The organism is Pseudomonas sp. NUPR-001 (genome assembly GCF_052147955.1).
Classification (GTDB): domain Bacteria; phylum Pseudomonadota; class Gammaproteobacteria; order Pseudomonadales; family Pseudomonadaceae; genus Aquipseudomonas.
The window spans coordinates 3,837,714-3,861,586 of record NZ_CP197353.1; the positions used below are offsets into that span (position 1 = coordinate 3,837,714).

Annotated in this window: 21 protein-coding genes and 1 tRNA gene; 16 read left to right on the forward strand and 6 right to left on the reverse strand. The window is 58.3% G+C overall.

Annotated features, from left to right (window positions below; all coding sequences use genetic code 11):
• Positions 1 to 2 precede the first annotated feature (2 nt).
• From ACP6KB_RS17390 to ACP6KB_RS17410, 5 genes are read left to right on the forward strand one after another with little or no spacing between them, the layout of a single operon-like run.
• Positions 3 to 2,333, forward strand: coding sequence for a hypothetical protein (locus ACP6KB_RS17390; RefSeq protein WP_442108503.1), 2,331 nt, complete (start codon positions 3 to 5; stop codon positions 2,331 to 2,333).
• 15 nt (positions 2,334 to 2,348) lie between these two features.
• The gene (locus ACP6KB_RS17395) at positions 2,349 to 6,302 is read left to right on the forward strand and encodes a transglycosylase SLT domain-containing protein (protein WP_442108505.1); all 3,954 of its coding nucleotides are present in this window, start codon (positions 2,349 to 2,351) and stop codon (positions 6,300 to 6,302) included.
• A gap of 21 nt (positions 6,303 to 6,323) precedes the next feature.
• Positions 6,324 to 8,522 carry a phage tail fiber domain-containing protein gene (locus tag ACP6KB_RS17400; RefSeq protein ID WP_442108507.1) on the forward strand — a complete coding sequence of 733 codons (2,199 nt, stop codon included), beginning with the start codon at positions 6,324 to 6,326 and terminating at the stop codon, positions 8,520 to 8,522.
• Between the two features lie 2 nt (positions 8,523 to 8,524).
• Positions 8,525 to 8,722 (forward strand): hypothetical protein, encoded by a 198-nt coding sequence (locus ACP6KB_RS17405; RefSeq protein WP_442108509.1) that lies wholly within the window; start codon positions 8,525 to 8,527, stop codon positions 8,720 to 8,722.
• Positions 8,719 to 8,958, forward strand: a complete 240-nt coding sequence (locus ACP6KB_RS17410; RefSeq protein ID WP_442108511.1) for a hypothetical protein — start codon at positions 8,719 to 8,721, stop codon at positions 8,956 to 8,958. The genes ACP6KB_RS17405 and ACP6KB_RS17410 overlap by 4 nt, the downstream gene beginning before the upstream one ends.
• 283 nt (positions 8,959 to 9,241) lie before the next feature.
• Here the strand turns inward: ACP6KB_RS17410 and ACP6KB_RS17415 are convergent, their stop codons facing one another.
• Positions 9,242 to 10,078, reverse strand: a complete 837-nt coding sequence (locus tag ACP6KB_RS17415) for an IS3 family transposase (protein WP_442107850.1) — start codon at positions 10,076 to 10,078, stop codon at positions 9,242 to 9,244.
• Positions 10,075 to 10,377 carry a transposase gene (locus ACP6KB_RS17420; protein WP_442107852.1) on the reverse strand — a complete coding sequence of 101 codons (303 nt, stop codon included), beginning with the start codon at positions 10,375 to 10,377 and terminating at the stop codon, positions 10,075 to 10,077. The genes ACP6KB_RS17415 and ACP6KB_RS17420 overlap by 4 nt, the downstream gene beginning before the upstream one ends.
• Before the next feature lie 84 nt (positions 10,378 to 10,461).
• Between ACP6KB_RS17420 and terL the strand changes: the two genes are divergently transcribed.
• From terL to ACP6KB_RS17435, 3 genes are all read left to right on the forward strand, one after another.
• Positions 10,462 to 12,009: a phage terminase large subunit gene (gene terL / locus ACP6KB_RS17425; RefSeq protein WP_442114328.1), complete on the forward strand. Its 1,548-nt coding sequence runs from the start codon at positions 10,462 to 10,464 to the stop codon at positions 12,007 to 12,009.
• 203 nt (positions 12,010 to 12,212) lie between these two features.
• Entirely contained in the window at positions 12,213 to 12,461 is a 249-nt protein-coding gene (locus ACP6KB_RS17430; RefSeq protein WP_442108513.1) for a hypothetical protein, read from the forward strand.
• 611 nt (positions 12,462 to 13,072) lie between these two features.
• Complete coding sequence (locus ACP6KB_RS17435) at positions 13,073 to 13,261, forward strand: hypothetical protein (RefSeq protein WP_442108515.1); 189 nt, start codon at positions 13,073 to 13,075, stop codon at positions 13,259 to 13,261.
• A 23-nt stretch (positions 13,262 to 13,284) separates the two neighbouring features.
• Here ACP6KB_RS17435 and ACP6KB_RS17440 read toward each other — a convergent pair whose 3' ends face one another.
• Both ACP6KB_RS17440 and ACP6KB_RS17445 read right to left on the reverse strand, forming a co-directional pair.
• Positions 13,285 to 14,961, reverse strand: coding sequence for a DUF6538 domain-containing protein (locus ACP6KB_RS17440; RefSeq protein ID WP_442108517.1), 1,677 nt, complete (start codon positions 14,959 to 14,961; stop codon positions 13,285 to 13,287).
• A gap of 94 nt (positions 14,962 to 15,055) precedes the next feature.
• Positions 15,056 to 15,143: transfer RNA gene (locus ACP6KB_RS17445), tRNA-Ser, on the reverse strand.
• 121 nt (positions 15,144 to 15,264) lie between these two features.
• Between ACP6KB_RS17445 and ACP6KB_RS17450 the strand changes: the two genes are divergently transcribed.
• The 8 genes from ACP6KB_RS17450 to ACP6KB_RS17485 all read left to right on the forward strand — a co-directional run bounded on the left by ACP6KB_RS17450 (position 15,265) and on the right by ACP6KB_RS17485 (position 21,120).
• Positions 15,265 to 15,936 carry a Bax inhibitor-1/YccA family protein gene (locus ACP6KB_RS17450; RefSeq protein WP_342622679.1) on the forward strand — a complete coding sequence of 224 codons (672 nt, stop codon included), beginning with the start codon at positions 15,265 to 15,267 and terminating at the stop codon, positions 15,934 to 15,936.
• A gap of 276 nt (positions 15,937 to 16,212) precedes the next feature.
• Positions 16,213 to 17,592, forward strand: a complete 1,380-nt coding sequence (locus tag ACP6KB_RS17455; protein ID WP_442108519.1) for a nucleobase:cation symporter-2 family protein — start codon at positions 16,213 to 16,215, stop codon at positions 17,590 to 17,592.
• Positions 17,593 to 17,674: 82 nt separating this feature from the next.
• Complete coding sequence (tusD, locus tag ACP6KB_RS17460) at positions 17,675 to 18,067, forward strand: sulfurtransferase complex subunit TusD (RefSeq protein ID WP_442108521.1); 393 nt, start codon at positions 17,675 to 17,677, stop codon at positions 18,065 to 18,067.
• Position 18,068: 1 nt separating this feature from the next.
• Positions 18,069 to 18,428 carry a sulfurtransferase complex subunit TusC gene (tusC, locus tag ACP6KB_RS17465; RefSeq protein ID WP_442108523.1) on the forward strand — a complete coding sequence of 120 codons (360 nt, stop codon included), beginning with the start codon at positions 18,069 to 18,071 and terminating at the stop codon, positions 18,426 to 18,428.
• Positions 18,428 to 18,727 (forward strand): sulfurtransferase complex subunit TusB, encoded by a 300-nt coding sequence (gene tusB / locus ACP6KB_RS17470; protein ID WP_442108525.1) that lies wholly within the window; start codon positions 18,428 to 18,430, stop codon positions 18,725 to 18,727. Before tusC ends, tusB begins: the two co-directional genes overlap by 1 nt.
• Positions 18,724 to 19,059 (forward strand): TusE/DsrC/DsvC family sulfur relay protein, encoded by a 336-nt coding sequence (locus ACP6KB_RS17475; protein ID WP_442108527.1) that lies wholly within the window; start codon positions 18,724 to 18,726, stop codon positions 19,057 to 19,059. Before tusB ends, ACP6KB_RS17475 begins: the two co-directional genes overlap by 4 nt.
• Positions 19,056 to 20,051 carry a glycosyl transferase family protein gene (locus ACP6KB_RS17480; RefSeq protein ID WP_442108529.1) on the forward strand — a complete coding sequence of 332 codons (996 nt, stop codon included), beginning with the start codon at positions 19,056 to 19,058 and terminating at the stop codon, positions 20,049 to 20,051. The genes ACP6KB_RS17475 and ACP6KB_RS17480 overlap by 4 nt, the downstream gene beginning before the upstream one ends.
• Before the next feature lie 109 nt (positions 20,052 to 20,160).
• Positions 20,161 to 21,120 carry a glutathione S-transferase family protein gene (locus ACP6KB_RS17485; RefSeq protein WP_442108531.1) on the forward strand — a complete coding sequence of 320 codons (960 nt, stop codon included), beginning with the start codon at positions 20,161 to 20,163 and terminating at the stop codon, positions 21,118 to 21,120.
• Between the two features lie 70 nt (positions 21,121 to 21,190).
• Here ACP6KB_RS17485 and cysG read toward each other — a convergent pair whose 3' ends face one another.
• On the reverse strand, positions 21,191 to 22,579 hold the full coding sequence (gene cysG, locus ACP6KB_RS17490; RefSeq protein WP_442108533.1) for a siroheme synthase CysG: 1,389 nt from the start codon (positions 22,577 to 22,579) through the stop codon (positions 21,191 to 21,193).
• Positions 22,580 to 23,860: a serine--tRNA ligase gene (gene serS / locus ACP6KB_RS17495; protein ID WP_442108535.1), complete on the reverse strand. Its 1,281-nt coding sequence runs from the start codon at positions 23,858 to 23,860 to the stop codon at positions 22,580 to 22,582.
• Positions 23,861 to 23,873: the final 13 nt, after the last annotated feature.

The following is a 23,873-nucleotide window of genomic DNA, read 5'->3' on the forward strand; positions in this document are numbered from 1 at the left end:
CCATGGCTGGATCACCTCTCAACTCCGCCTATCAATCCTGGCGGCAGTTCGCTCCCCAGGAGAAAACCCCTATGCCTCTCCAGGGCGTGTCCCTCAACGTTCAAGCTGGACGGTCCTCCGATGGGGGCCTCAATGTGGCCTTCGACGGTCTTATGAGCGCTGCCGTGAACGCTGGGCACCGATACGCCACCACCACGAAATATCAGGCGGGGCGTGAATCGGAAACCAAGGCTGAAACCTGGATGAAGTCGGTTTCCCCTGAGGAGTACCGCGCGGCCGCTCAGGAAGGGAACCTCCCGTTTCAGGATGACCCGATTGCTATGGCGCGCCTGCGCTACCTCCATGGCTTCCACGCCTCAGCGGCAGTCCAGGAGCAAGTAGCGGAGAACATCCGGGGGGGTGCCTACAAGGATGAGCTTGATGCAGCCGGGAAGGTAGTCCGTAGGGGCTCTGACATTGCGGTTGAGGACTACTTCAAGCGCATGAAGACCATGCGGTCTGACATTACCAAAGAGCTCGGTTTCTCCGAAGAGGATGAAGCCCTGACTAACGGGATGTTCCGCGACTCGGATTCAGCTCAGGTAGCTCTCAGGGGGCTCCAAGCGCAAGTCACCGATAAGCGCAACCGAGCCCAGGCTAACATCCTCCACACGTCAACCCGCAACGCTCTCCTTTCGGAGGCGGTGAAGAGGTCCCCCGAGGAAGCCGCTGGGGTAGCTACCGAGTCCTGGCAGACTGGCTACGAGACTGGGGTCTATCGGGATCTCCCGGACGCTCTCAAGGACATCGGGCAAACTCTCTCCCAGGTGTCCTCCCAGGTAGGTGGCCTGGCTGTAATCGACCAACTATTGGACGCCAAGGTCCCAGGTACGGCCCAGTCTGTGCGGGAGTTCTACGACCCTGACGAACTCGAAGGCTTCCGTCAGAAGGCCCTCAACACTCAAGTCAAGATGGATGCTCAGGCTGACCTTGACTGGCAGGTGCGGGTTCAAGAGTTCCAGGACAATCCCAACGGCCTCACGGGGCTCTTCCAGATGCACCAGGAGGAGCTCAACCGGAGTGGTGGAGTTGCCTCTAAGCGAACTCTCCAGCTTCAGCAAGAGATTGCCACCAAGAAGCACTCCCTGGCCACTCAGGCAGCGAAGCTTCAGACGGAGAACGCGAAGGCAACCCTTCAAACAGCTCGGGTGGCTGTCCTCACGGAGGAAGCTGGGAGATTCCTGGCTGGCAACCGGGATGCTCAGCGCTACGACACCATGCCGAAGGATCCTGAGCTTGGGAAGTACAGCAAGGATGACGCCCTATTGATGGAGCGCGGACTCTTGGAACGATACCAAGGACAGCCCGCGAAGCTCCTCAAGCTGGCCGAATACATGCCCAGCGGTTACATCTCCAGCACCATACAGGACTACTGGAAGGACACCTCGGCAACCATGTCGATTGATGCCTCACGGGTCTCCCAAGGACTCATGCGCCCTGAAGACATCAAGGAACCTGAAGCCCTAGCCTCGGTGAATCTCCTGAAGTCGGCAGACCCTCTGGCCTTCCGTAAGGTGATCGGCGGGGACACCGAAGGGCTCGCCAAGCTGGATACGTTGGATGCCCTCTCGGGGATGGGGCTCGGGTATAAGGATATGGTCGTCAGTCAGGCTCGTTGGCACAAGATGAGCGATAAGGACAAATCCACTCAGCTCAACAAGATCAAGCGGACACTCATGGATGAGGCCATCTCTCCGAAGAAGGTGGGCAAGAACGCTGGACTGGCAAACCTGGCTGGCAGCGAATACGCCCAAACCTACATGCGGACGATGGTCAACGGCCTGCTCTCCTTGGGAATCCCTGAGGATGAAGCCTTCAAGAAAGCCGACAGTGCCTTCGCTCAGTCCCATGTGGGGCTCAACGGGTTCCCCATCCCAGCCTCCTTCTTCTCCCCCATCAAGTCTGACGATCAAGTGAATGTCGGCATGGATCTCCTTGCGGAGGCCCTGACGGAGTACGCCCGATCTCAGGGGGTGCGTGAAGAGGATGTGATCCCTGATTACAACCAGGCGGCCGGTACAGTGGGCTTCCGCTCTCCCGGAAGGATCTCTCTGGAGATTCGTGCCGATTCCCTCCAGCAAGGCGCCCAAGCTCTCGCAGAGAAGCGGCAAGCATCCGCAGTTGTACAGAACGCTGAGGAGACTCGTGACGCGGCCATCAGCCGTGCCCAAGAGACCCTGTTCAATGCCCAGCGGGCTCAGAAAGCCAACCCCTACAGCCATCTCAACGCCAAGAAACAAGCGGACGTGGATGACGCTGAGAAGGCTCTGAACGCCCTCAAATCAACCAAGTAACTTCAGGAGGCCAGGATGGCTACCCCTAAAGAATCCCCCTACCGGGCCCTCTATGTGGCCGCTGGGGAAGCACATGGCGTGAGTCCTGACCTCCTTGAGCGTCAAGGCTTCGCTGAGTCCAGTTGGAACCCTGAGGCACTCGGGCCGATGACCAAGTACGGTCAGGCTCGGGGTCTCGCTCAGTTCATCCCCGGTACTGGCAAGGCCTATGGTCTCCTCACCGATGCAGACTTCCACGATCCTCAGAAAGCGATTCCCGCTCAGGCGCGCTATATGGCAGACCTGAAGAAACGCTTTGGGGGCTCCGATGAGCTGGCCTTGGCGGCGTACAACATGGGCCCTACAGCTCTTCAGCGGAAGCTGGACAAGGCCGGGGGCATCATCGAGAACGCTGAGATTCCTGAGGAAACCCGTGGGTATCTCCAGAAGATCCTTGAGGGAAAGCAATCAGGCTGGGCACCAGACGGCACTAGACCGCTCAGCCGCATCAACTTTGGGACCCCATCGGCTCCCGCTGAAAGTGCCTTGGACCGGATCTCTTCGGCAAACCCTGAAGAGCTCGGCACGGACTCAGAACGATCCTCATGGGAGGCCTTCATGGGGGGCCTTCAGCGGTCCTCCATCGCTAGTGACTACAAGTCCCATGAGGTCACCGGCTGGGGTGCTCGCCCAGACTGGACCCCTACCCCTCAGGATCTTGAGAAGGTCACCGCAGCCGGTATAGGTGAGGCTGGGTCCACCTTCGTATTCAACAACGCACATTCAGGAGATGACCTTGACGGACTCATCGAAATCGCAAAGGAAAACCGTGCGAGTAGCGGTGCTGACGGGCGTGGAGGGCTCCTCACGAGCCTTAGCGGCGGCGTTGGTGAGATGCTCGGTGATCCAGTCACCTACGGAGCAATGCTCCTCCCCGGCCTCGGACAAGTTGGACGCTTGTTCAATCCAGGCACAGCCAGAGTCCTCGCTGGAGCCGCTGGGTCAGGCGTCGAAGGAGCGGCCTACGGCGCCATCACGGAGTCCCTCCGGGAGTCCTCCACAGGTGTCGATGCCGACTACCAGTCTGCAATCCTCGCTGGAGCTGTTGGTGGGGCGGCGCTTCATGGTATCGCCGTAGGGGTCAAGCAGGCCTTCGGTAGGAACAACCCCATGGACTCCTTCCGGTATGTCGAGGACGCTGAGACCTCCAAGTTCCTTGAGGAAGCTGGGGTGATCTCTGAGCAACCCTACCGCCCCGGTCCCCTGACTGAACGGATCTTGGCTTCAGACGCTGCAAGGAAACAGGCTCAGGATCTCGGGTTCTTCCTTGAGGGATCCGAGAAGAGGCTCTCCAAGGCCTCCTATATCAAACAGCGGACAGCCAAGAAGGAAGGCTCCCCAGAGGTTTCCAAAGAGCAAGCGGCTGAAGAGTACGACCGGCTCAATGGGATCCTCGATATGGAGGACACCCTGAATCCTGTGGCTCGTATCTCGACCATCGGTGAACGGCTGCGCTCCAGTCAGAACTCAGAGATCCGCAAGGCAGCTCTGGGGCTCTTCAGGAACGATAAGGGTTACAAGGATGGCACCTCGGGGCTCGGTCGAATGACTGGCGAAGAGGTTAAGCGGAACCTGGACAACGAGTGGTTTGATGTTGATTCCACCTACTCCCGGCATGCAGAAAGCTACATCCGCTCCCAGCGTCATACAGGCATCTCGAAGGCTGAGCTGGAGGAAGAGTTCGGCTATCTGGTAACCCTCGCCCGTGAATCCGGCAACCGTGAGGGGCTTCCTCAGGCTGTCTCCGAAGCGGCTGAACTGATGGGTAACTTCTATGACCAGCGCATTGGCGACGTACTGACTCCAGCAGGACGCTTTGGGTCTGGTGCGGACATCATTGAGAACCCTCTCCAGTGGCAAGGCGTCAGGAACTACTCCCCGGTCATCATGGACACCGCCAAGATCGCCAGAGCTTCGGCCAAGGCTGGTGGTGACCAGGCGCTCCTTGAGACCACAGGGAAGGCTCTTTATGCCTCCCTGAAAAACCCTGAAGTTCGCACCAAGGCCGTCCAGGCGTTTGAGGCGGAGATGAAGGCTCTGGCCGAGCAGGAAGCCCGGAAGAACCCCACGGGGACTCTCCTGGAGCCTGTGAAAGCGGAGACTCCTGACGGGAAGCTCACTGAGGAGTTCCAGAAGTGGGCTCAGCAGAGAGCTCGCAATCAGGCTTTGGGCTACGTGGACCAAGATATGAGCCGCATCAAGGCCCATCTCTATAAGACCATGGACCCGGCAGAGCTTCCTGATTTCATGAAGTCTCGGGGACTCTTCACGACTGACGCGAAGATCACCCTAGCGGACGGCTCAGAGTTCAGCATCAACAAGGATCTTCGGAGCGGTGATGTTCGGTCGATCATGCACAGCTACCACAAGCGCACCGCTGGAGACTTGGCGATGTCCGTGGGGCTGGGTGACTCGGGCTATGCGGGGTTCGCTGAGAGGCTTTCCCGGATTGAACAGCAGATTGCCAAGGCGACACGGGACGACAACCCTAAGCTTCAGCGTCAGTTGGAGGGCGACCTCAACGCCATGAAGATTGCCGCCAAGAAGATCTACGGGATGAGCCTGAACCAGGATGGTCGGGGCGCCGTGGATATGCTGGCGGGATCGCTGACTAACCTCTCCTTCGTAGCCAAGTCGGCCTACATGGGTCCGATGAACTACACCGAGATTTCCTCTGGGCTCGCTAATTACGGCCTTGGGTTCTTCCTCAAGGCTCTCCCAGGTGTGGGCCCGATGTTCCAGCGGGTAGCCAAAGGAAAGGCTACGGCTGAAGACCTCACGATGCTCCAGAATCGCCTTTGGGGCGAAGAGGTACATGATGTGGTCTACCCCTCTCACCTCAGCTCTACCTATGCCATTGCACAGGAAAGCGCTAACAAGGTGGTGGCTGGCATCTACGCCGGGACCTCTCGGCTCGCCCAGGTGGCACCCTCAGCGAAACTCTTGGGGGCAACCACCAACAGGATCGTCAAGGCAGCTCAGGAAGAGTTCCTGGCGACCCTCGTTCGGCATGCCCACGGGAAGCCCTCCAAGGTTTTCTCAGCAGCAAAGCTGAAGCACATGGCCGTTCACCCCGATAAGCTCAGGCTGATCCTGGAGCACGTCAAGAAGAGTTCCACCGTGGACTCCAAAGGGCGCTTCACTCTGGATGCTGCAAAGCTCCTGGAAGGCCGTGAGGCTCTCTCGGAGATCCGCCGTATGGGGGATATCGCAGCCACTGACGTGATCCAGCGGCCTTCCCTTGGGGACACTTTCATCTGGGCTGACTCCAAGAACCCCTTCATCCGCTTCCTGACCCAGTTCCAGACCTTCTCCATGAGGTCCCTGGAGAAGAAGTTCCTGAAGGGGGCCAACAGAATTCGTAATGGCGACGTGGACGAAGCTCTCCAGATGACCCTCTCTTTGGGTCTGTCGGCAATGGGCACCACAGCCTTCACCATTGTTCGATCTCAAACGATCCGCGATGAGGACAAACGCCGGGAGTTCTACAAGAACGCCATGGGGTATGACTCCGACACTGATACGTGGGATCCGGCAACTTTAGCTGTAGCTGCCCTAAAGCGCTCTTCCTACCTCGCGGCGCCCTCTCTTGCGTATGACACCTTGGGGACCCCTCTGGGGCTTCCCTACGCTGGTCTTGCGAGAACCACTCGGGACACTGAACAGTTCTCCGGGGAGGAAGCCGCGAAGGCTTGGAAAGGTCCCAACCTCGGGGAAACCTTCGGGAACTTCCCAGCGGTGAAGTACGGCACTCAGCTCGGACAGTCCGTAGTTGCGGGCGCAAACCTTCTCCGCCCGAGTCTCGATGACGAGCAAGTAGAGCGTCAGAAGAAGCTCATTCTGCTCAACCTAAAGGGGCTTCTCCCGAACGACCCAGCGACTCAAACAGCCCTTTCGTGGCTTATCGCTAATGGCGTGGGAGAGCCTTAAACATCCCTCCAGGGCTTCTTCATGGAGCCCTACCACATCCTTCAGAGGATCATCATGGCTGCATATGCGCCTATCACGTATAAAAAGAGTGAGGCATCTGCCACTTTTGAAATACCTTTCGACTACCTCTCTCAAAAATTCGTGCAAGTTTATGTAGAGGACATTAAGAAGGTATATGGTCTGGATTATGATTTTCTAGACAAAACGCGAATTCGGTTCCTTACCGGCAACATCCAAGCAGGGGTAGCAGTAACGCTGAAGCGGCAAACTGACGCCGGACAACGCCTCGTGTCGTGGAGGGATGCCTCAGTCCTCAAGGCAAGCGACCTGGAATTATCGCAACTTCAACTTTTGCATGTAGCGGAAGAAGCCGCTGTGGTTGCTGGCCTAGCATTAGGCTTGGACTACGATTCAAACTGGAATGCGTTAGGGCGGCGCATTGTGCGCTTAGGTGATCCGCTTAAAGCAACTGATGCCACCAACAAGCAATGGGTGGAGGAGTATGTAGGAAGTCTATGGGAAAGTTCGCAAGGCCCCGGTAATTCAGCGAATAACGTTATCTACGTGTATCCTGACGGCATTGCACGACCGCTTCAGACTCTGTCACAGAAAGGGAATGCGGCTTTAGGATCAGCGGGTATTGCTCACGGTAGCGGCACTGTGCGTGAAGCGCTGCTAGCTCTCCAAAGTAGCTTGCAATCTCTCGGGATCGATCTCAACTCTGTTGCGGCCTCAACAGCGAGTGCATTGGAGCGGGCCGAGACCGGAGTTTTTGGTGATGTGATGATGCGTACCAGAGTCCGGGTCGCTATCTCCGAGAACCCATCCATCATGATCTTAGGAGACTCTATTTCACACGGAGCCTTCGCTGTCGACCTCTACAGGAACAGTTGGGTGAACCTGTTGAAGCGGATGCTAAACAGGGATTATGCAGTCAATAGTTATGGGTTTGTGCCTCTCATGACTATGGGCGCGGGGGCCACCCTATCTCAAGACATCCACAACATTAGTTTTTATGGTGCGGGTGGGGTAGGCACTCCACATACCTGGGACGCTCGCTCAGCAGAAACAGGGGGTCACGTTGCTCAAGGTCTTTCGTGGGTGTCGCAGGCGACTGGCAACACACTGGCAACAAGGATTCCGACCTTCCAGCGAAAACTGTTTGTTTGGTACGTTGGAAACCCAGGAGGCGGATCTTTTGACATCAAAGTGAATGGTGTGGTGACCTACACCGTCAACACTAACTCTTCTACAGTCACGCCATTAAATGTTCAGGTCGTACAAATCCTAGATAACGGCGCGGGCTCTTGCAATATAGAGTGTGTCGCAAAGGATGTTTCGACTGTAGAGCTTTGTGGGTTCAGCTATAATGACCAGATCAACTCTCTGACAGTAAATAACTTCTCCACATCGGGGCGGCGCCTCCGCTGGATCAACGAGAGCACTATCAAAGAAACTCTCAAAGGCTCAGCGATGCTAATTATGGCACTGGGGTACAATGACAGCGGCAGTAACCGTATTGACCCAGCTTACTTTGCTGAGTTCATCAAGCGAATCGACTGGCTAATCCAGTACGCCAACCTTTATGAAGTTCCTGTTGTTGTTCCTGATTTTGTTTGGCCATACTCTGCCGAAGATCCAACCCGACTTCAACTCAAGCGGCTTGCGACTGAGACGAAAGGTGTCTACATCCCTTTCCCAGACATGTTCCAGAAAAGCGGAGTTTCCTCTGATGACTTTCGCGTAAACACCCTCAAACTCTTCACCGATGGGGCTCACCCAAACATAGAGGGCCATAAGTACATTGCAGAGGTAATCGCTAGACGCTTAGGGCTCTCTTGCTCCTCCAAGAAAATTGCGTTGGATTACTATGACTGGTGGTATCCGCTCCCCCTCTCCTCCTCTGGCATCACCAACGTAAGCACCTTATCTGACTTGGTATCTGCTGTTAAAAATCACGGGAGTACCATTCAGATTAGGCTGTTCATTAAAGGGTTAAACGGGAGCGCCCAGCGTGCGGTCTGCGACTCTCTACCCCCGAGAGCAGGTATCAACCTTGCATTTTCGAGCATACATCCCTTAATGCCAAAGTCTGATGGTACTAGCCGAGGGACTTTATCCTTAACTAGCAGTGGCATCTTAGCCAGTCCCAATGCCCAGAACGACGTTCAGCAGCACACCATCTTTATTGATGTGCCCAGCCTGGACCACCGAGCCTAACCATGTTCAAACTCGACTTCACCAATGGGACCCTCCAGTGGACTCCCCAAGCAATCGCGGGGGTGGACGTTTCGGTCCGCCTCTTCTTTGGCCTCACTCTTAACGAATGGTTCTACGTGACAGTCATCATGGCCACCTTCGTTCAGATGTGGGCTGTCATCTACAAAACCCGCAAGGGTTCCCCTAAGGACAAAGAATGAGTGACCTTGTAGAACTTCTGAAGGAAATCCACAGCGCTCTTGCAGAGCAACTGCTGGCCGACCTTCAGAACGCTGAGAAACGGACTCCTCAGCTCTACTCCCAGATCATCAAGTTTCTCAAGGATAACGGCATTGATGCGCTGCCTAAGGGCGGTAACCCGGTGTCGTCTCTCTTGGACGGTCTGTCTGAGTATGAGAATGAGGTAAATGAGGCTGCTGGCCTTCCGCGCCACTAAGAGCCTCTTCAAGGAAGAACCAATGGGGTCCCGCAATGGGGCCCCTTTTTATTGGAGTCGCAATGACCCAAGTAGAACAGAAGAAGCTTCTCACGAACTTCGCGCTGTTTGTCTGGGTGGTCTGGAAGTCGATTGGGCTTCCCCCGCCTACCCCCATTCAGACAGACATGGCCAACACCCTCCAGGCCCCTCCGTCTCGCCGGTTCATCATTCAGGGATTCCGAGGGGTCGCTAAGTCGTTCATCACTGAACTGGTCAAGTAATCCTGGACACCCGTTAAGGTTTACGCCGCCAGCTTCTCTGCCTCGACCGGCGACCGGTATCCGTTGTAGCTGTGAGGCCTAGTGGTGTTGTAGCGGGTGATAAAGCGCTGCACATCCATTCGGGCCTCATGCTCCGAGTCGTAGCCATCTTCGGGTACCCACTCAGATTTCAGGCTTCCAAAAAACCGCTCCATCGGGGCGTTGTCCCAGCACTCGCCTTTACGGCTCATGCTCTGCCGGTGCCCATGCTCGCGCAGCTCATTTCTGAACTTGTGGCTGGTGTACTGACAGCCTTGGTCAGAGTGAAATAGCACACCCTTGGGGCGTCCGCGCAGCTCGGTTGCCATGCGTAAGGCCGCGCAGGTCAGTTCAGCATCCGAGATCATCGAGAACGACCAGCCGACAATCCGCCGTGCAAACAAGTCCAAGACAGCCGCGAAGTACAGCCAGCGCTTACCAGCCTTGATGTACGTTACATCTCCGCACCAGACCTCATTTGTCGCCCGCACATCGAATTGCCGTTTGAGCTCGTGCGGTGCGGTCAGGGCTTCAACGCCTGAAGATTTGTATTTGTGGCGTCTGCGTTGACGGCTGCTGATCCCAGCTTCTTGCATCAGGCGGCGCGCCTTGAAGCGGCCGACTGGGTGTCCACTGGCTTGCAGCATCTTGGCCAAGGTGCGCGAACCTGCCGCCCCTCTCGACTCACGATGATGTCTGATCAACTGGGCCTTGAGTTTTTCCCGTCCGGGGTAACGCCGGTCCTTACGCTGGCGCCAGCAGTAGAAACTGCTGCGGCTGACCCCAAGCACCCGACAACACTCATTAACGCCGTATTGCTCACCCAGCTCATCGATCAACGCGAGTGATCTTTGGCGTCCAAAAGCAGGAGAGCGCTGGCCTTTTTTAGGATTTCGATATCCCGGTCTTTCTGCTTGAGCAGGGCTTTGAGCCGTTGGATTTCCTGCTGGTCTGCCGTTATTGCCTTGGCACCCACAGGGGTTAAGCCTTGACGCTCCTGGCGCAGTTGATCGACCCAACGACGCAACGCTGTAGGGCCAATGCCTAAACTGGCACAGACCTGTGGAACTGATTGGCCTTCGTCCAGCACCATGCTGGCCGCCTGTAGCTTGAAGTCACTCGAGTAAGAATTACGCATATCCAAACACCTCAGGTTTGGGCGCCATCATAGCGCCCGATTGAGGTGTCCAGGATCATTAGGCCAGTTCACACCTGCGCCTATGTGGTGTGGATGCTTTGGCGGAATCCCAACCTCAAGATCATGATCGTGTCCGCATCGAAAGAGCGGGCAGACGCCAACGCCCAGTTCATCAAGAAGATTATTGCTGAGCTGGAGTTCCTGAGTCACCTGAGGGCCGGTAAGGACCAGCGGGACACTCAGAACATCTTCGACGTGGGCCCAGCCGCGCCTGACCACTCCCCGTCTGTGAAGTCTGTGGGTATCACCGGCCAGCTAACAGGCTCCCGTGCTGACATCATCATCGCGGATGACGTGGAGGTCCCCGGTAACTCCTTTACGCAAGCCATGCGCGATAAGCTGTTTGAACTCGTGAAAGAGTTTGATGCAATCCTGAAGCCTCAAGGATCGGTGATCTACCTCGGCACGCCTCAGAACGAGATGAGCCTCTATAACGAGCTCCAGGAGCGGGGTTACACCACCTACATCTGGCCAGCTCGGTTCCCCTACGATCAGAAGCACAGGGACTCCTATGGGGTTCGCCTGGCGCCATTCATTGCCCGGATCTTTGACGCTGACCCTGAGGGTGTCGCTGGAACTCCCACGGACCCTAAGCGGTTCGATGACGAGGACCTGAAAGAGCGGGAGCTGTCTTACCGCAAAGCGGGCTTCATGCTTCAGTTCATGTTGGACACCAGCTTGTCTGACGGGGACCGTTACCCTCTGAAACTGCGTGACCTCATCGTCATGGACGTGAACAAGGAAGAAGGTCCGCTGAAGCTCACCTGGATGCCCTCGCCGAGTCTTCTCCTTCAGGCGCTGGCTTTGGTCGGGCTCAAGGGTGATCGCTACTACGGGCCGCACAGCATCTCTCAGGAGGTGGGCAAGTACACCTACAAGATCCTAGCGGTGGACCCTTCAGGTCGCGGCAAGGATGAAACTGGTTACGCCGTCCTCTACTACCTCAATGGCTACATCTACCTCATGGAGGTGGGCGGCCTGCATGATGGCTACTCCGATGCAACCCTTACCAAGCTCGCTCAGATCGCCAAGCGATGGGGGGTGAATGAGGTGGTCATTGAGGCCAACTTCGGTGACGGCATGTACACCAAGCTCCTGACCCCGGTCATGGCCGCTGAGCATCGCTGCCACATCGAAGAGGTGAAGAGTAAGGGTCAGAAAGAAGTCCGCATCATCGACACGCTAGAGCCTCTCGTGACTAACCATCGCTTGGTAGTCAACTCCAGGGCAATCGATCGTGACGCTGAGTCAGTGGCCAACTCGGAACACTGCCAGCCCTACCACTCGTTCTTCTACCAGTTCACCCGGCTGACTTCCGATAGGGGCTCCCTGAAGGCAGATGACCGCTTGGACGCTGTGGCGCTCGGTGTGGCCAGGCTGACGGAGGTCATGGGGGTCGATCCTGACGAAGGCGTGAAGGCAGCCTCGGAGGACTTCATTGAGAACGCAATGGAGGGCCTCATGAATGTCGTCACGAAGACTTTGAGCGTTTGTGGGATCACCATACTAGCGTCCGAAGAGGATGGCCCTGAGGGCTCCTGGGAGAGCTTGAATTGGATGGATAACAGATGACTAAAGTGATCGATCTCCAAGAGAGAAAGAAACAGCGGGATGCCGCCGAGAGAAAGCGGCAGGAAGAGGAAGCCCTGAAGCGCATCCTTGAGCGTGCTAAGAAATTCGACTGGTAACACCCTTGCCCCTTGGCGAGTCCTTCGGGATTCGTTGAGGGGCTATTTTTTCTGGGCTACCATGAGGCTCCTTTAAGGGAAGCACACATGAACACCATTCTGAAACGGATCGGGGCCTTGAGCCTTGGCTTATTCATCATGTACATCATTATTTGGATGATTGTCGAAGATGAGAACCTCCTCCGGGTGTGGGCGAACTTCTCGCATCCTTGGGGCATCTTCCATGACAGCGCTTTTATACTTCTAGGATGGGGAGCCATGTCAGCGTTAATGGCGCTAGGAGTAATTGATAAATTGGGCCGTTGGGTCCGCTACGGATCAGGTGGTAAAACATGAAAGCCCTCCAGTCAACCCTTCTGCTTACCCTCGCTGTGGGCGCCCTCCAGGGCTGTTCTAGCCATCGTTTCGTCCCCACTGGGGATGCCCATCGGGAGGCCTCAAATGGCCTTCAGTGTGGCGCTACAGTCTACCGGCAGCTCCCAGCAACTCCCTATCGAGAGCTCGGGCTATGTTACGCCAAGGTGCCTGGCGGAGGCATCATAGGGGATAAAACCCCGGAGGCTATTGAGGAGCTCCAGAAGTGCGCCTGTGAGGCTGGTGGAGACGCTGTAGTCATTCAGGGGACCAATGACCAAGGGTTCATGACCCAATACGGAAGCTCTCAGCAAACGGTCAAGGCTGAAGGCATCGTCATTAAGCGTCAGTAGTTTCTCCCCACCTATAAGAGCCCACGTTCCTCCCCACCTTAGATCCCCCCCCGAGAGCACATATAGATAGGGAGCCCCTCTCGCACTCAGGGGCATGCTTAGGTATAGACAGTAGGAATGTACTCAGGAGTAACCGAGGAGTCAGTCTCGGGAGGTCCTGAGCAGGCCTGATGAGTCCTTCCTGGGATGGGATCAATTAATGATTAACCATCTACAGTAACCCTTCACAAGGAGTCTTCCATGACTGAAGTGAATGCAAATGAGGACAAGGCTCAAAAGGTACGCAAAGCACTCTCTGTCCTGGCTCGGGACAAACGGACGTGGGCTTTTCTGGTCGCTGTTGCGGCTGCTACTGGCTACAGCGTTTCTCCTGATGTCGCTGCGGCGCTTGGTGTCCTCTTAGAGGCCCTTCAGGCTTCGGCAAGCTAACGCTCACCGTCGCCTGAAGCTCATCACAATAGGCCGACCTTCCGCGCAATGCTCGGTATCTTGGCCATCTCTGTAGCCAATCGCACAAGTGGCATATGCCCATAGTCCCGACTCACCGACCCGTCTGAGTGCCCCGTAAGGGCGTCATGGACATCCTCTGGGATCTCCGCCTCACGGCAAAGGGTCTTGAAGGTGTGCCGGAACCCGTGGGAAGGGGCCGCTGGACTATCCAGTTTGACCACCTCGCGGAGGTAGTTGGTCCAGTGCTTGCCGTAGGCGTTCCCGTAGAACCCTTTGGGGTCCGGTGGGAGGTGCGGGAAGAGCTGACCATTCACCGGGACACTCGCCGCATACTCCAGGAAGCCCAGCTCTATTAGGTCTGGGTGAATTGGCACGTCACGGCGAGACCCTGAGGTCTTCACGCTACGGCCTTGGTCTTCCTCGTCCTCGGTGTTGAGGATGCTCACATAGTGAATACCCTCAGGGCTCTTGCGGATGTCCTTAGCGAAGAGCTGGCAGAGCTCCTCACGTCGAGCGCCCATGTAGAGAGCCAACAGGGGGATCCAGTAGAGCGCCTGGCCCACCTGAGACCGCTGAGGTGCCCAACCTTCCCCGTTGAAGACTGGGCTTCGGAAGATGGCGTTAAGCTCCGTCAGGTTGTAATCCTTCCGCTTCCGGCCACCGGCGCTCTTGCGCTGGGCCTGAGCGATCCGCTTGGTGACCCCCGAGGCACTTACAGGGTTCTCCGTGATAAGCCCAAGCTCGATGGCGAAGCCTAACAGGGCTGAGACCTTCTTCAGCCGGTTGGTGATGGTCACCATGGAGATAGTCGGCAAGCCTTCGGCCTCGACCGTCTCTATCTGCTGGCGAATTGGGAGCAACCGGATACCGTTGGCCTTCGTTGCGGGACACCGCTGGAGGTCTAGCCGGTACTGCTGGATAAGCTTGCGATCCACCTGATCCACTGGGAGGTCCCCATAGAGCTCGATGAAGCGGTCAATCACCCCTTCATACTCGTCCAGGCTCTTCAGGACTCCCCGCCCTTCCCCATCGTTGGCGATCTTGTCAGCCTTCCACGCCTTGAACAGCTCGGACATCTTCATGACCGTGGAGACAGCCTTGGCAGTGCTCAGGGGCGCCTCAGGCACAGTGACAGGCTGGGCTATCCAGTCCCCTTGAGACCTCGCCAGGGCGATCTCAGAGAGCTTCATCATGTGGATCGAGAAGGCTTCATAGACCCGTCCATAGAGCTCGGACTGAGGATCTTCGAGAGTGATCCCGTGGGCCTTGAGGGTCTTGGTAATCACCTCCTCCACCATGCTGAACGGTAGAGCCTGGCCCTCTGTGTACGCTGCTAGGGTATACGCCCCTTCATCGTCAGGCGTGACCAAGTACCGCTTGAAGTCACGGTCTTCCTCAACCCGCTGTAGCTCCTTGGTGAACCACCGGGAAGCGAGCTGCTGAATGTCAGAGGACGTGAGGACAGTAGGGCCTTCCCCTCGGGAGCGGGCCATAGCGAAGGCCTCCTCAGAGGAGACCCATTCAGTGGCGAAGAGTCGCTTAGCCAGGCTCAGATCCTTGGTCTTAAGGCTCTTCTTGTAGAGCTCACCGAAGGCCTGAACGAGGTCCTTGGGGACGCGCCGCCTGATGTAGTAAATGCCCGTTCGAGGGTCTTTCCATGGAGTAGCCATGCGAGCCATTGTGTACCCACCTTGTGTACCCAAATCAAGAGGTTTCAGTGGCCCTAGAACGAGAAAACCCCCGGAACTCAAGGTTCACAGGGGTTTCAGAATATGGCGGAAGCGTAGAGATTCGAACTCTAGGATAGTTGCCCATCGACGGTTTTCAAGACCGTTGCCTTAAACCACTCGGCCACGCTTCCTCGTATTGCGGGCGCCATAATACCGAAATGAAACAAGCTGTCAAACTCTGTGTGTAGCTGGTTTGCGTGGCTCTGTTATGATCTTTGCATCTGAACGTTACAAACCCACAGGAGTGTCGCCATGCGCGAACAGGATTACGCCGTCAATCACGGCCAGCAGGTCGAGCAGCAGGAGGTCAGCCGAGTCCTGCGCAATACTTACGGGCTGCTGGCTATTACCCTCGCCTTCAGTGGCCTCATGGCCTTTGTGGCGCAGCAAATGCGCGTCGGCTACCCGAACATTTTCGTGGTGCTGATCGGTTTCTACGGTCTGTTCTTCCTCACCAACAAGCTGCGTGATTCGGCGTGGGGTCTGGTTTCCACCTTCGCCCTCACCGGCTTCATGGGCTTTATTCTCGGCCCGATCCTCAACCGTTACCTGGGTATGGCCGGTGGCGCTGAGGTGGTCAGTTCGGCGTTTGCCATGACGGCCCTGGTGTTCGGTGGTCTGTCGGCCTATGTGCTGATCACCCGCAAGGACATGAGCTTCCTCGGTGGCTTCATCACCGCTGGCTTCTTTGTGCTGATGGGTGCGGTGCTGGCTAGCCTGTTCTTCCAGATCAGCGGCCTGCAACTGGCTATCAGCGCCGGCTTCGTGCTGTTCTCGTCGGTGTGCATTCTGTTCCAGACCAGCGCGATCATTCACGGTGGCGAGCGTAACTACATCATGGCGACCATCAGCCTGTATGTGTCGATCTACAACCTGTTTGTCAGCCTGCTGCAGTTGTTTGGGTTGATGGGCCGGGATGACTGATCATTTGGTTGGTTAGATTAGAGAGAGCCCGCTTCGGCGGGCTTTTTTGTGGGTGTGTGGTCGGTAGGAACGGGCTTGGTCCGCGAAGCAGGCGCTGCGGTGAATGGCACGGGTTTCGCCCGTGTTCGCGGGGCAAGCCCGCTCCTACAGGTAGAGCAATACGGTTGCCGCCACAGGTGGTGCAAGACGGTTGCACCCACCCGGCGCGGCGCGCCTACACTTGGCCGGTGTTTGCACGTAGAATGCGCTCCTTTTTTCTTCCGGGGCAGCACTCCCATGAGTTCAATCGAGCAAGGACCCGGCGCACCCGCGCAGGCCAATGAACTGGTCCTCGGCCTTGAAGACCGGCCGCGGCCGCTGATCGCGATGCTGGCAGCATTGCAGCATTTGCTGGCGATCATTGTTCCGATCGTGACGCCAGGCCTGTTGATTTGCCAGGCATTGGGGGTTTCGCCTCGCGATACCAACCTGATTGTGTCGATGTCGCTGGTGATTTCCGGGATCGCGACGTTTGTTCAGTGCCGCCGCTTTGGGCCGTTCGGCGCCGGGCTGCTGATTGTGCAAGGCACCAGTTTCAACTTTGTCGGGCCGTTGATCGCCGGTGGCGCGCTGATGGTCAAGCAAGGCACGCCGGTGGAAGCGGTGATGGCGGCGATTTTCGGTGTGGTGATTGCCGGTTCGTTCGTGGAAATGGGTATTTCGCGAATTTTGCCGTTCGTTAAGCGCCTGATCACGCCACTGGTCACCGGCATTGTGGTGCTGATGATCGGCCTGACGCTGATCAAGGTCGGCCTGATCAGCATGGGCGGTGGTTTTGCTGCGATGAGCAATGGCACCTTTGCCAATGGCGAGAACCTGCTGCTGTCTGGCGTGGTGCTGGCGATTATTGTGGTGCTTAACCGTATTCCGGTGGTGTGGATGCGCAGCTGTGCAATTGTCATTGCGCTGGCCGTGGGTTACGCCCTGGCGGGCTATCTGGGTCGTCTGGACTTTACCGGCATGCATGAAGCCGAGCTGTTCCAGGTGCCAATGCCGCTGCATTTCGGCCTGGGCTTTTCCTGGGCGCTGTTCATTCCGATGCTGGTGATCTATCTGGTGACGTCGCTGGAAGCCATTGGTGATGTTACGGCTACCAGCAAGGTCTCGCGCCAGCCGGTCGAAGGCCCATTGTGGATGCAGCGGATCAAGGGCGGGGTGCTGGTCAACGGCGCTAACTCGCTGCTGGCCGGGGTGTTCAATACCTTCCCGAGCTCGATCTTTGCGCAGAACAACGGGGTCATTCAGTTGACCGGGATCGCCAGCCGCCATATCGGTGTGTGGATTGCGGTCATGTTGGTGATTCTCGGTCTGTTCCCGAGTGTTGCCGGGGTGATTCAGGCGGTACCGGAGCCGGTGCTGGGTGGCGCGGCGATGGTGATGTTCGGTGCAGTGGCGGCGTCGGGGATCAATATTCTGGCGAGCATCAGCCTCGACCGTCGGGCCTTGCTGATTATTGCCGTGTCGCTGGCGCTGGGCCTGGGTGTGGCGCAGGTTCCAGAGTTTCTGGCGCATATGCCGGCGGCGCTGCGCAATGTGCTGGAATCGGGTGTGGCGACCGGGGGGATTTGTGCTTTGGTGTTGAACTGGTTTTTGCCGGAGCATAAAGAGCAGGTGTGAATGACGGGAGCGGGTTTCGCGGGGCAAGCCCGCTCCTACAATTTGCTTTATGATTGGCACAGTTTTGCTGAATGAGCCTTCCATGAAGTTCGCCATTGCGGTTTTTTCTCCAGCCCATGCCCCCTCCTCGCGCCGCGCCCTGAAGTTTGCTCAGGCTGCGCTGGCCAGCGGGCACGAAATTGTCCGGCTGTTCTTCTATCAGGACGGCGTGCACAGCGCCTCCGCCAACGTCGTCACCCCACAGGATGAACTGGATGTCGCGGCCCAGTGGCGCTCGTTTATCAGTGAGCATCAGCTCGATGCGGTGGTGTGTATTGCTGCTGCATTGCGCCGTGGCGTGCTCAATGCCGAAGAAGCTCAGCGCTATCAGCGCCCGGCGGTGAATCTGCCCGCCCCTTGGGAACTGTCGGGCCTTGGGCAGTTGCATGAAGGTGCGCAAATCGCCGACCGCTTGATCTGCTTTGGAGGTGATTGAAATGGCCAAGTCGTTGCTGATTATCAGCCGCCAGGCGCCATGGACCGGGCCATCGGCCCGCGAGGCGTTGGATATCGCCCTCGCCGGCGGTGCCTTTGATTTGCCGCTGGCCATGCTGTTTCTCGATGACGGGGTGTTTCAGCTCGCCCCCGGGCAGCAACCTGCCCAGTTGGAGCAGAAGAACCTGGCGGCCAACTTGCAGGCTCTGCCGATGTTCGGTGTTGAAGAACTCTTCGTTGCCAGCAGCAGCCTGCAGGAGCGCGGCTTGGCCGCAGCAGCGTTGAGTTTGCCGGTGCAAGCATTGGATGACGCGGCACTGGCGGCTTTGATCGACCGTTTCGACCAGGTGGTAACCCTCTGATGAGCACCTTGCATGTAATTTCTCACTCGCCGTTTGGCGACAACCGCCTGAGCAGCTGCCTGCGCCTGCTCGGTAGCGCCGATGGCCTGCTGCTGTGTGGCGATGCGGTGTATGCCCTGCAACCGGGCAGCGCACCGCTGGCCAGTCTGCAGGCGCGCAACCTGCAGGGTCGCCTGTTTGCCCTGGAAGAAGACCTGCAAGCCCGCGCCATCAGCGCTGACGACAGTATCAAGGCCATCGACTATTCGGCGTTCGTTGCGCTGTCGCTGGACTACGACAAGGTCAACAGCTGGCTATGACGACCCTGACCGTAGGTGAACGCCCTATCGCTCTAGACAAGGATGGCTACCTGGTTGACCTTGCCGACTGGTCCGAAGACGTTGCCCAGGCCCTGGCTGCCCAGGAGCAGCTGGAACTGACCGCTGAACACTGGGAAGTGCTAACGCTGCTGCGTGGGTTCTATCAGGAGTTCGAGCTGTCGCCGGCCACGCGCCCGCTGATCAAGTACACCGCGCTGAAGCTGGGCCCGGAAAAAGGCAACAGCATGCACCTGAACCGCCTGTTCAAAGGCACTCCCGCCAAACTCGCCGCGAAACTTGCAGGCCTGCCGAAGCCGACCAATTGCATATGACCAACCCTCGCCCGCTGATCACCGAAACCCCGGCCGAACATCCCTTTGCCCAGTTCGTGCGTATCCTTGGCAAAGGCAAGCGTGGCGCCCGCGGCCTGAGCCGTGAAGAGGCCCGCGAGGCCATGGGTATGCTGCTCGATGGCAAGGTCGAGGAAACCCAGCTGGGTGCCTTCCTGATGCTGTTGCGCCACAAGGAAGAAAGCCCGGAGGAGCTGGCCGGTTTCACCGAAGCGTTGCGCCAGCGCCTGGATGCACCCAAGATCGCTGTGGACCTGGACTGGCCAAGCTATGCCGGGAAAAAACGCCACTTGCCGTGGTTCTTGCTGGCGGCCAAATGCCTGGCCGCCAACGGTGTGCGTATCCTTCTGCACGGCGGTGGCGCTCACACGGCCGGGCGCCTGTACACCGAGCAATTGCTGACGCTGTTGCAGATTCCGTTGTGCCGCGACTGGGCTGCCGTCGCCCAGGCACTGGACGAGCAGCAGCTGGCGTTCGCCCCCCTGCAAGACTGGGCGCCGCAACTGCAGCGGATGATCGACCTGCGCAACACCCTCGGCCTGCGCTCGCCCATCCATTCCCTCGCCCGCGTGCTTAACCCGCTGGGTGCCCGCTGTGGCTTGCAAAGCATCTTCCATCCGGGCTACCAGGCGGTGCACCGCGAAGCCAGCCGTCTGCTCAACGACACGGCTATCGTGGTCAAGGGTGACGGAGGTGAAATCGAGATCAACCCTGACACTACCAGCCATCTGTACGGCACCGCGCAGGGCATCGACTGGGATGAAGAATGGCCCGCACTGGCCGCCCAGCGTCATGTCAAACCGGCAAGTCTTGAACCTGAGCATATGCTGACTGTGTGGCGCGGCGACGCCCGCGACAGCTACGGTGAGCTGGCTGTGGTCGCAACCATGGCCCTGGCCCTGCGCGGGCTGGGTGCTAATCGTGATGACGCCTTCGCCAGCGCACAGCGTTACTGGGATCAGCGCCTGGTTTAAGCGACCCATCAACAAAGTCGATCAAACAGGCGCAGACTTTGCGCTATTCGTTCGAACGCAAGCTCGTAGACTGTGTTCTATATTCGAACGAATCGCCAAGGAGCTCAGCATGGGCCTGTTGATCGACGGACGCTGGCATGACCAGTGGTATCAAAGTAGCAAAGACGGCTCTTTTCAGCGCGAAACCTCGCAGCGCCGCAATCAGCTGCCGGCAGCCAAGGGCGGGCGCTACCACCTGTATGTGTCGCTGGCCTGCCCCTGGGCGCACCGCACTCTGATTTTTCGCAAACTCAAGGGCCTGGAAAGCCTGATTGATGTGTCGGTGGTCAGCTGGCTGATGGGCGAAAACGGCTGGACCTTTGACCAGAGCCAGGGCTCCACGGGTGACAAGGTCGACCACATCGACTTTCTCCATCAGCGCTATACCCGTGATGACCCTCATTACACCGGGCGCGTCACCGTGCCGGTGCTGTGGGACAAACAGGAAAAGCGCATCGTCAACAACGAGTCGGCAGAGATCATCCGCATCTTCAACCATACCTTCGATGAGCTGACCGGCAACCGCCTGGACCTCTACCCCGAAGCATTGCGCAGCCAGATCGATGCGCTCAACCAGCGTATCTACCCGGCCATCAACAACGGTGTGTACCGCGCAGGCTTTGCCACTTCGCAGTCGGCATACGAGCAGGCTTTTGATGAGGTGTTTGCTGAGCTGGACTGCCTGGAACGGCATTTAAACGAACATCGCTATCTGGCGGGGGAATACCTGACCGAGGCCGACTGGCGGCTGTTCACTACGCTGATTCGCTTCGACGCGGTGTATCACGGGCACTTCAAGTGCAACCTGCGGCGCCTGGCCGATTACCCGAACCTGTCGAACTGGCTACGGGAGTTGTACCAGTGGCCGGGCGTGGCCGAAACGGTGAACTTCGAGCATATCCAGAAGCATTACTACATGAGCCACAAAACCATTAACCCGAACGGGATTGTGCCGAAAGGGCCGCTGCAGGACTTTGGTGCGGCGCATGATCGGGCGCGTTTGCCCGGGCGGGGGATTTTCAGCAGGTAAGATGCAAGAAGATCGCGGGGCAAACCCGCTCCTACCGCTGTAGGAGCGGGTTTGCCCCGCGATCGCTATTTCAGCCCTGCGATCCTTCAAACCAAGCCAGCTTGTCACGCAACTGCACCACTTCGCCCACGATCACCAAGGTCGGTGCGTGAACTTCGTGCTCAGCCACCAATGCTGGCAAGTCGGCCAAGGTCCCGGTGAACACTCGCTGGTTCGGCGTTGTGCCCTGCTGAACCAACGCCGCCGGGGTATCCGCCGCACGGCCATGGCGAATCAGCTCTGCACAGATGGTCGGCAAGCCCACCAGCCCCATGTAGAACACCAAGGTCTGTGCCGGTGCCACCAGATCGTGCCACGGCAGGTTGCTGGTGCCGTCCTTGAGGTGGCCGGTAACAAAGCGTACCGACTGGGCGTAATCGCGATGCGTCAGCGGTATCCCGGCATAAGCCGAGCAACCACTGGCGGCGGTAATGCCCGGCACCACCTGGAACGGGATGCCCTGCTCGGCCAGTTCTTCGATCTCTTCGCCACCACGGCCGAAGATGAACGGATCACCGCCCTTGAGCCGCAGCACGCGCTTGCCCTGAAGCGCCAGCTTCACCAGCAACTGGTTGATCTGATCTTGAGGCACAGCGTGATCGGCACGACGCTTGCCGACGTAGATACGCTCGGCATCACGACGGCACAGCTCGATGATCGCCGGCGCAACCAAACGGTCATACAGCACCACGTCAGCCTGTTGCATCAAGCGCAAGGCGCGGAAGGTCAGCAGATCCGGATCACCCGGCCCTGCCCCCACCAAGTACACCTCACCCGGCGCCTGGTAACTGGCTCCGTCGATTTTCGCTTGCAGCAAACGCTCGGCCTCAGCGCCCTGCCCGGCCAGCTGTCGTTCAGCAATCGGGCCCTGGAACACGTCTTCCCAGAAACCGCGGCGCTGATTGACATCCGGGTACAGCGCCTTGACCTTGTCGCGAAAGCGCGCGCCCAGCCCGGCCAGCTCACCGTAGGCAGCCGGAATCCAGGTTTCCAGCTTGGCCCGGATCAGCCGGGCCAGCACCGGGGCATCGCCACCGCTGGACACCGCCACCACCAACGGTGAACGGTCGACAATGGCGGGGAAGATCACCGAACACAAGGCCGGTGCATCCACGACATTGACCGGCACGCAGCGCTGATGCGCATCAGCCGAGACCTGGGCATTGAGCGCCTGATCGTCGGTTGCCGCAATGATCAGCTGGCAACTATCAAGGTCGCCCACCTGGTAACCACGGCTGAGGAGTTCGCCACCGCTGTGCCGAACCAGCTCGGCCAGTTGCGCTTCGATCTCGGGCGCGACCACCCGCAGCACCGCACCGGCATCGGCCAGCAGGCGCGATTTGCGCAAGGCAATTTCGCCCCCACCGACAACCAGCACTCGGCTGCCGCGCAGTTTGTGGAACAGCGGCAGGAATTCCATTTAACCGATGACCTCCAGGCCACCCATGTACGGCTTCAGCACTTCTGGCACACGGATCGAACCGTCGGCCTGCTGGTAGTTTTCCAGCACGGCAACCAGGGTACGGCCAACGGCCAGGCCGGAACCGTTGAGGGTGTGAACCAGCTCTGGCTTGCCGGTTTCCGGGTTACGCCAGCGTGCTTGCATGCGGCGGGCCTGGAAGTCGCCGCAGTTGGAGCACGAGGAGATCTCGCGGTATTTGTCCTGGCTCGGCACCCAGACTTCCAGGTCGTAGGTTTTCACCGCGCTGAAGCCCATGTCGCCGGTGCACAGCGCCAGCACCCGATAAGGCAGCTCCAGGGCCTGCAGTACGCGCTCGGCATTGGCGGTCAGGCCTTCCAGGGCTTCCATCGACTTGCCCGGTTCAACGATCTGCACCATCTCGACCTTGTCGAACTGGTGCTGACGGATCATGCCACGGGTATCACGCCCCGAAGCACCGGCTTCGCTGCGGAAGCATGGGGTGTGAGCGACGAACTTGATCGGCAGTTGCTTGGCATCGAGGATTTCGCCGGAAACGATGTTGGTCAGCGATACTTCGGCCGTCGGGATCAGGTAGAAATCGGCTTCGCCTTCGCGGCTGATCTTGAACAGGTCTTCTTCGAACTTCGGCAGTTGACCAGTGCCTTGCAGCGCCGGCGCCTGCACCAGGTACGGGGTGTAGGCCTCTTCGTAGCCGTGCTCGCTGGTGTGCAGGTTGATCATGAACTGCGCCAGGGCGCGGTGCAGGCGGGCGATCGGGCCGCGCAGCAGGGCGAAACGGGCGCCCGACAATTTGGCTGCGGTTTCGAAGTCCAGGCCGCCGGTCAACTCACCCAGGGCAACGTGGTCTTTGACTTCGAAGTCGAATGCACGCGGGGTGCCCCAACGGCGCACTTCGACGTTGTGATCTTCATCGGCGCCAACCGGTACGCTTTCGTCCGGCAGGTTAGGAATGCCCAGCAGGATCGCGTCCAGCTCGGCCTGAATGCTGTCCAGCTCGGTTTTGCCGCTGGCCAGTTCATTGGCCATACGCTCGACATCGGCCATCAGCGGGGCGATGTCTTCGCCGCGGGCCTTGGCCTGGCCGATGGATTTGGAACGGGCGTTACGCTCGGCCTGCAGTTGTTCGGTGCGGGTCTGCACCACCTTGCGGCGTTCTTCCAGTGCCTCGATGCGCGCGACATCCAGGCTGAAGCCACGGGAGGCCAGGCGGTCCGCCACTTCCTGAAGTTGGCCGCGTAACAGTTTGGAATCGAGCATGTCGTTCTCTCGT

Bases quoted from the DNA above. Each gene is read 5' to 3' on its own strand.
- ACP6KB_RS17390 (WP_442108503.1), top strand. From the start codon at position 3: ATGGCTGGATCACCTCTCAACTCCGCCTATCAATCCTGGCGGCAGTTC.
- ACP6KB_RS17395 (WP_442108505.1), top strand. From the start codon at position 2,349: ATGGCTACCCCTAAAGAATCCCCCTACCGGGCCCTCTATGTGGCCGCT.
- ACP6KB_RS17400 (WP_442108507.1), top strand. From the start codon at position 6,324: ATGGAGCCCTACCACATCCTTCAGAGGATCATCATGGCTGCATATGCG.
- ACP6KB_RS17405 (WP_442108509.1), top strand. From the start codon at position 8,525: ATGTTCAAACTCGACTTCACCAATGGGACCCTCCAGTGGACTCCCCAA.
- ACP6KB_RS17410 (WP_442108511.1), top strand. From the start codon at position 8,719: ATGAGTGACCTTGTAGAACTTCTGAAGGAAATCCACAGCGCTCTTGCA.
- ACP6KB_RS17420 (WP_442107852.1), bottom strand. From the start codon at position 10,377: ATGCGTAATTCTTACTCGAGTGACTTCAAGCTACAGGCGGCCAGCATG.
- ACP6KB_RS17430 (WP_442108513.1), top strand. From the start codon at position 12,213: ATGAACACCATTCTGAAACGGATCGGGGCCTTGAGCCTTGGCTTATTC.
- ACP6KB_RS17435 (WP_442108515.1), top strand. From the start codon at position 13,073: ATGACTGAAGTGAATGCAAATGAGGACAAGGCTCAAAAGGTACGCAAA.
- ACP6KB_RS17440 (WP_442108517.1), bottom strand. From the start codon at position 14,961: ATGGCTCGCATGGCTACTCCATGGAAAGACCCTCGAACGGGCATTTAC.
- ACP6KB_RS17450 (WP_342622679.1), top strand. From the start codon at position 15,265: ATGCGCGAACAGGATTACGCCGTCAATCACGGCCAGCAGGTCGAGCAG.
- ACP6KB_RS17455 (WP_442108519.1), top strand. From the start codon at position 16,213: ATGAGTTCAATCGAGCAAGGACCCGGCGCACCCGCGCAGGCCAATGAA.
- tusD (WP_442108521.1), top strand. From the start codon at position 17,675: ATGAAGTTCGCCATTGCGGTTTTTTCTCCAGCCCATGCCCCCTCCTCG.
- tusC (WP_442108523.1), top strand. From the start codon at position 18,069: ATGGCCAAGTCGTTGCTGATTATCAGCCGCCAGGCGCCATGGACCGGG.
- tusB (WP_442108525.1), top strand. From the start codon at position 18,428: ATGAGCACCTTGCATGTAATTTCTCACTCGCCGTTTGGCGACAACCGC.
- ACP6KB_RS17475 (WP_442108527.1), top strand. From the start codon at position 18,724: ATGACGACCCTGACCGTAGGTGAACGCCCTATCGCTCTAGACAAGGAT.
- ACP6KB_RS17480 (WP_442108529.1), top strand. From the start codon at position 19,056: ATGACCAACCCTCGCCCGCTGATCACCGAAACCCCGGCCGAACATCCC.
- ACP6KB_RS17485 (WP_442108531.1), top strand. From the start codon at position 20,161: ATGGGCCTGTTGATCGACGGACGCTGGCATGACCAGTGGTATCAAAGT.
- cysG (WP_442108533.1), bottom strand. From the start codon at position 22,579: ATGGAATTCCTGCCGCTGTTCCACAAACTGCGCGGCAGCCGAGTGCTG.
- serS (WP_442108535.1), bottom strand. From the start codon at position 23,860: ATGCTCGATTCCAAACTGTTACGCGGCCAACTTCAGGAAGTGGCGGAC.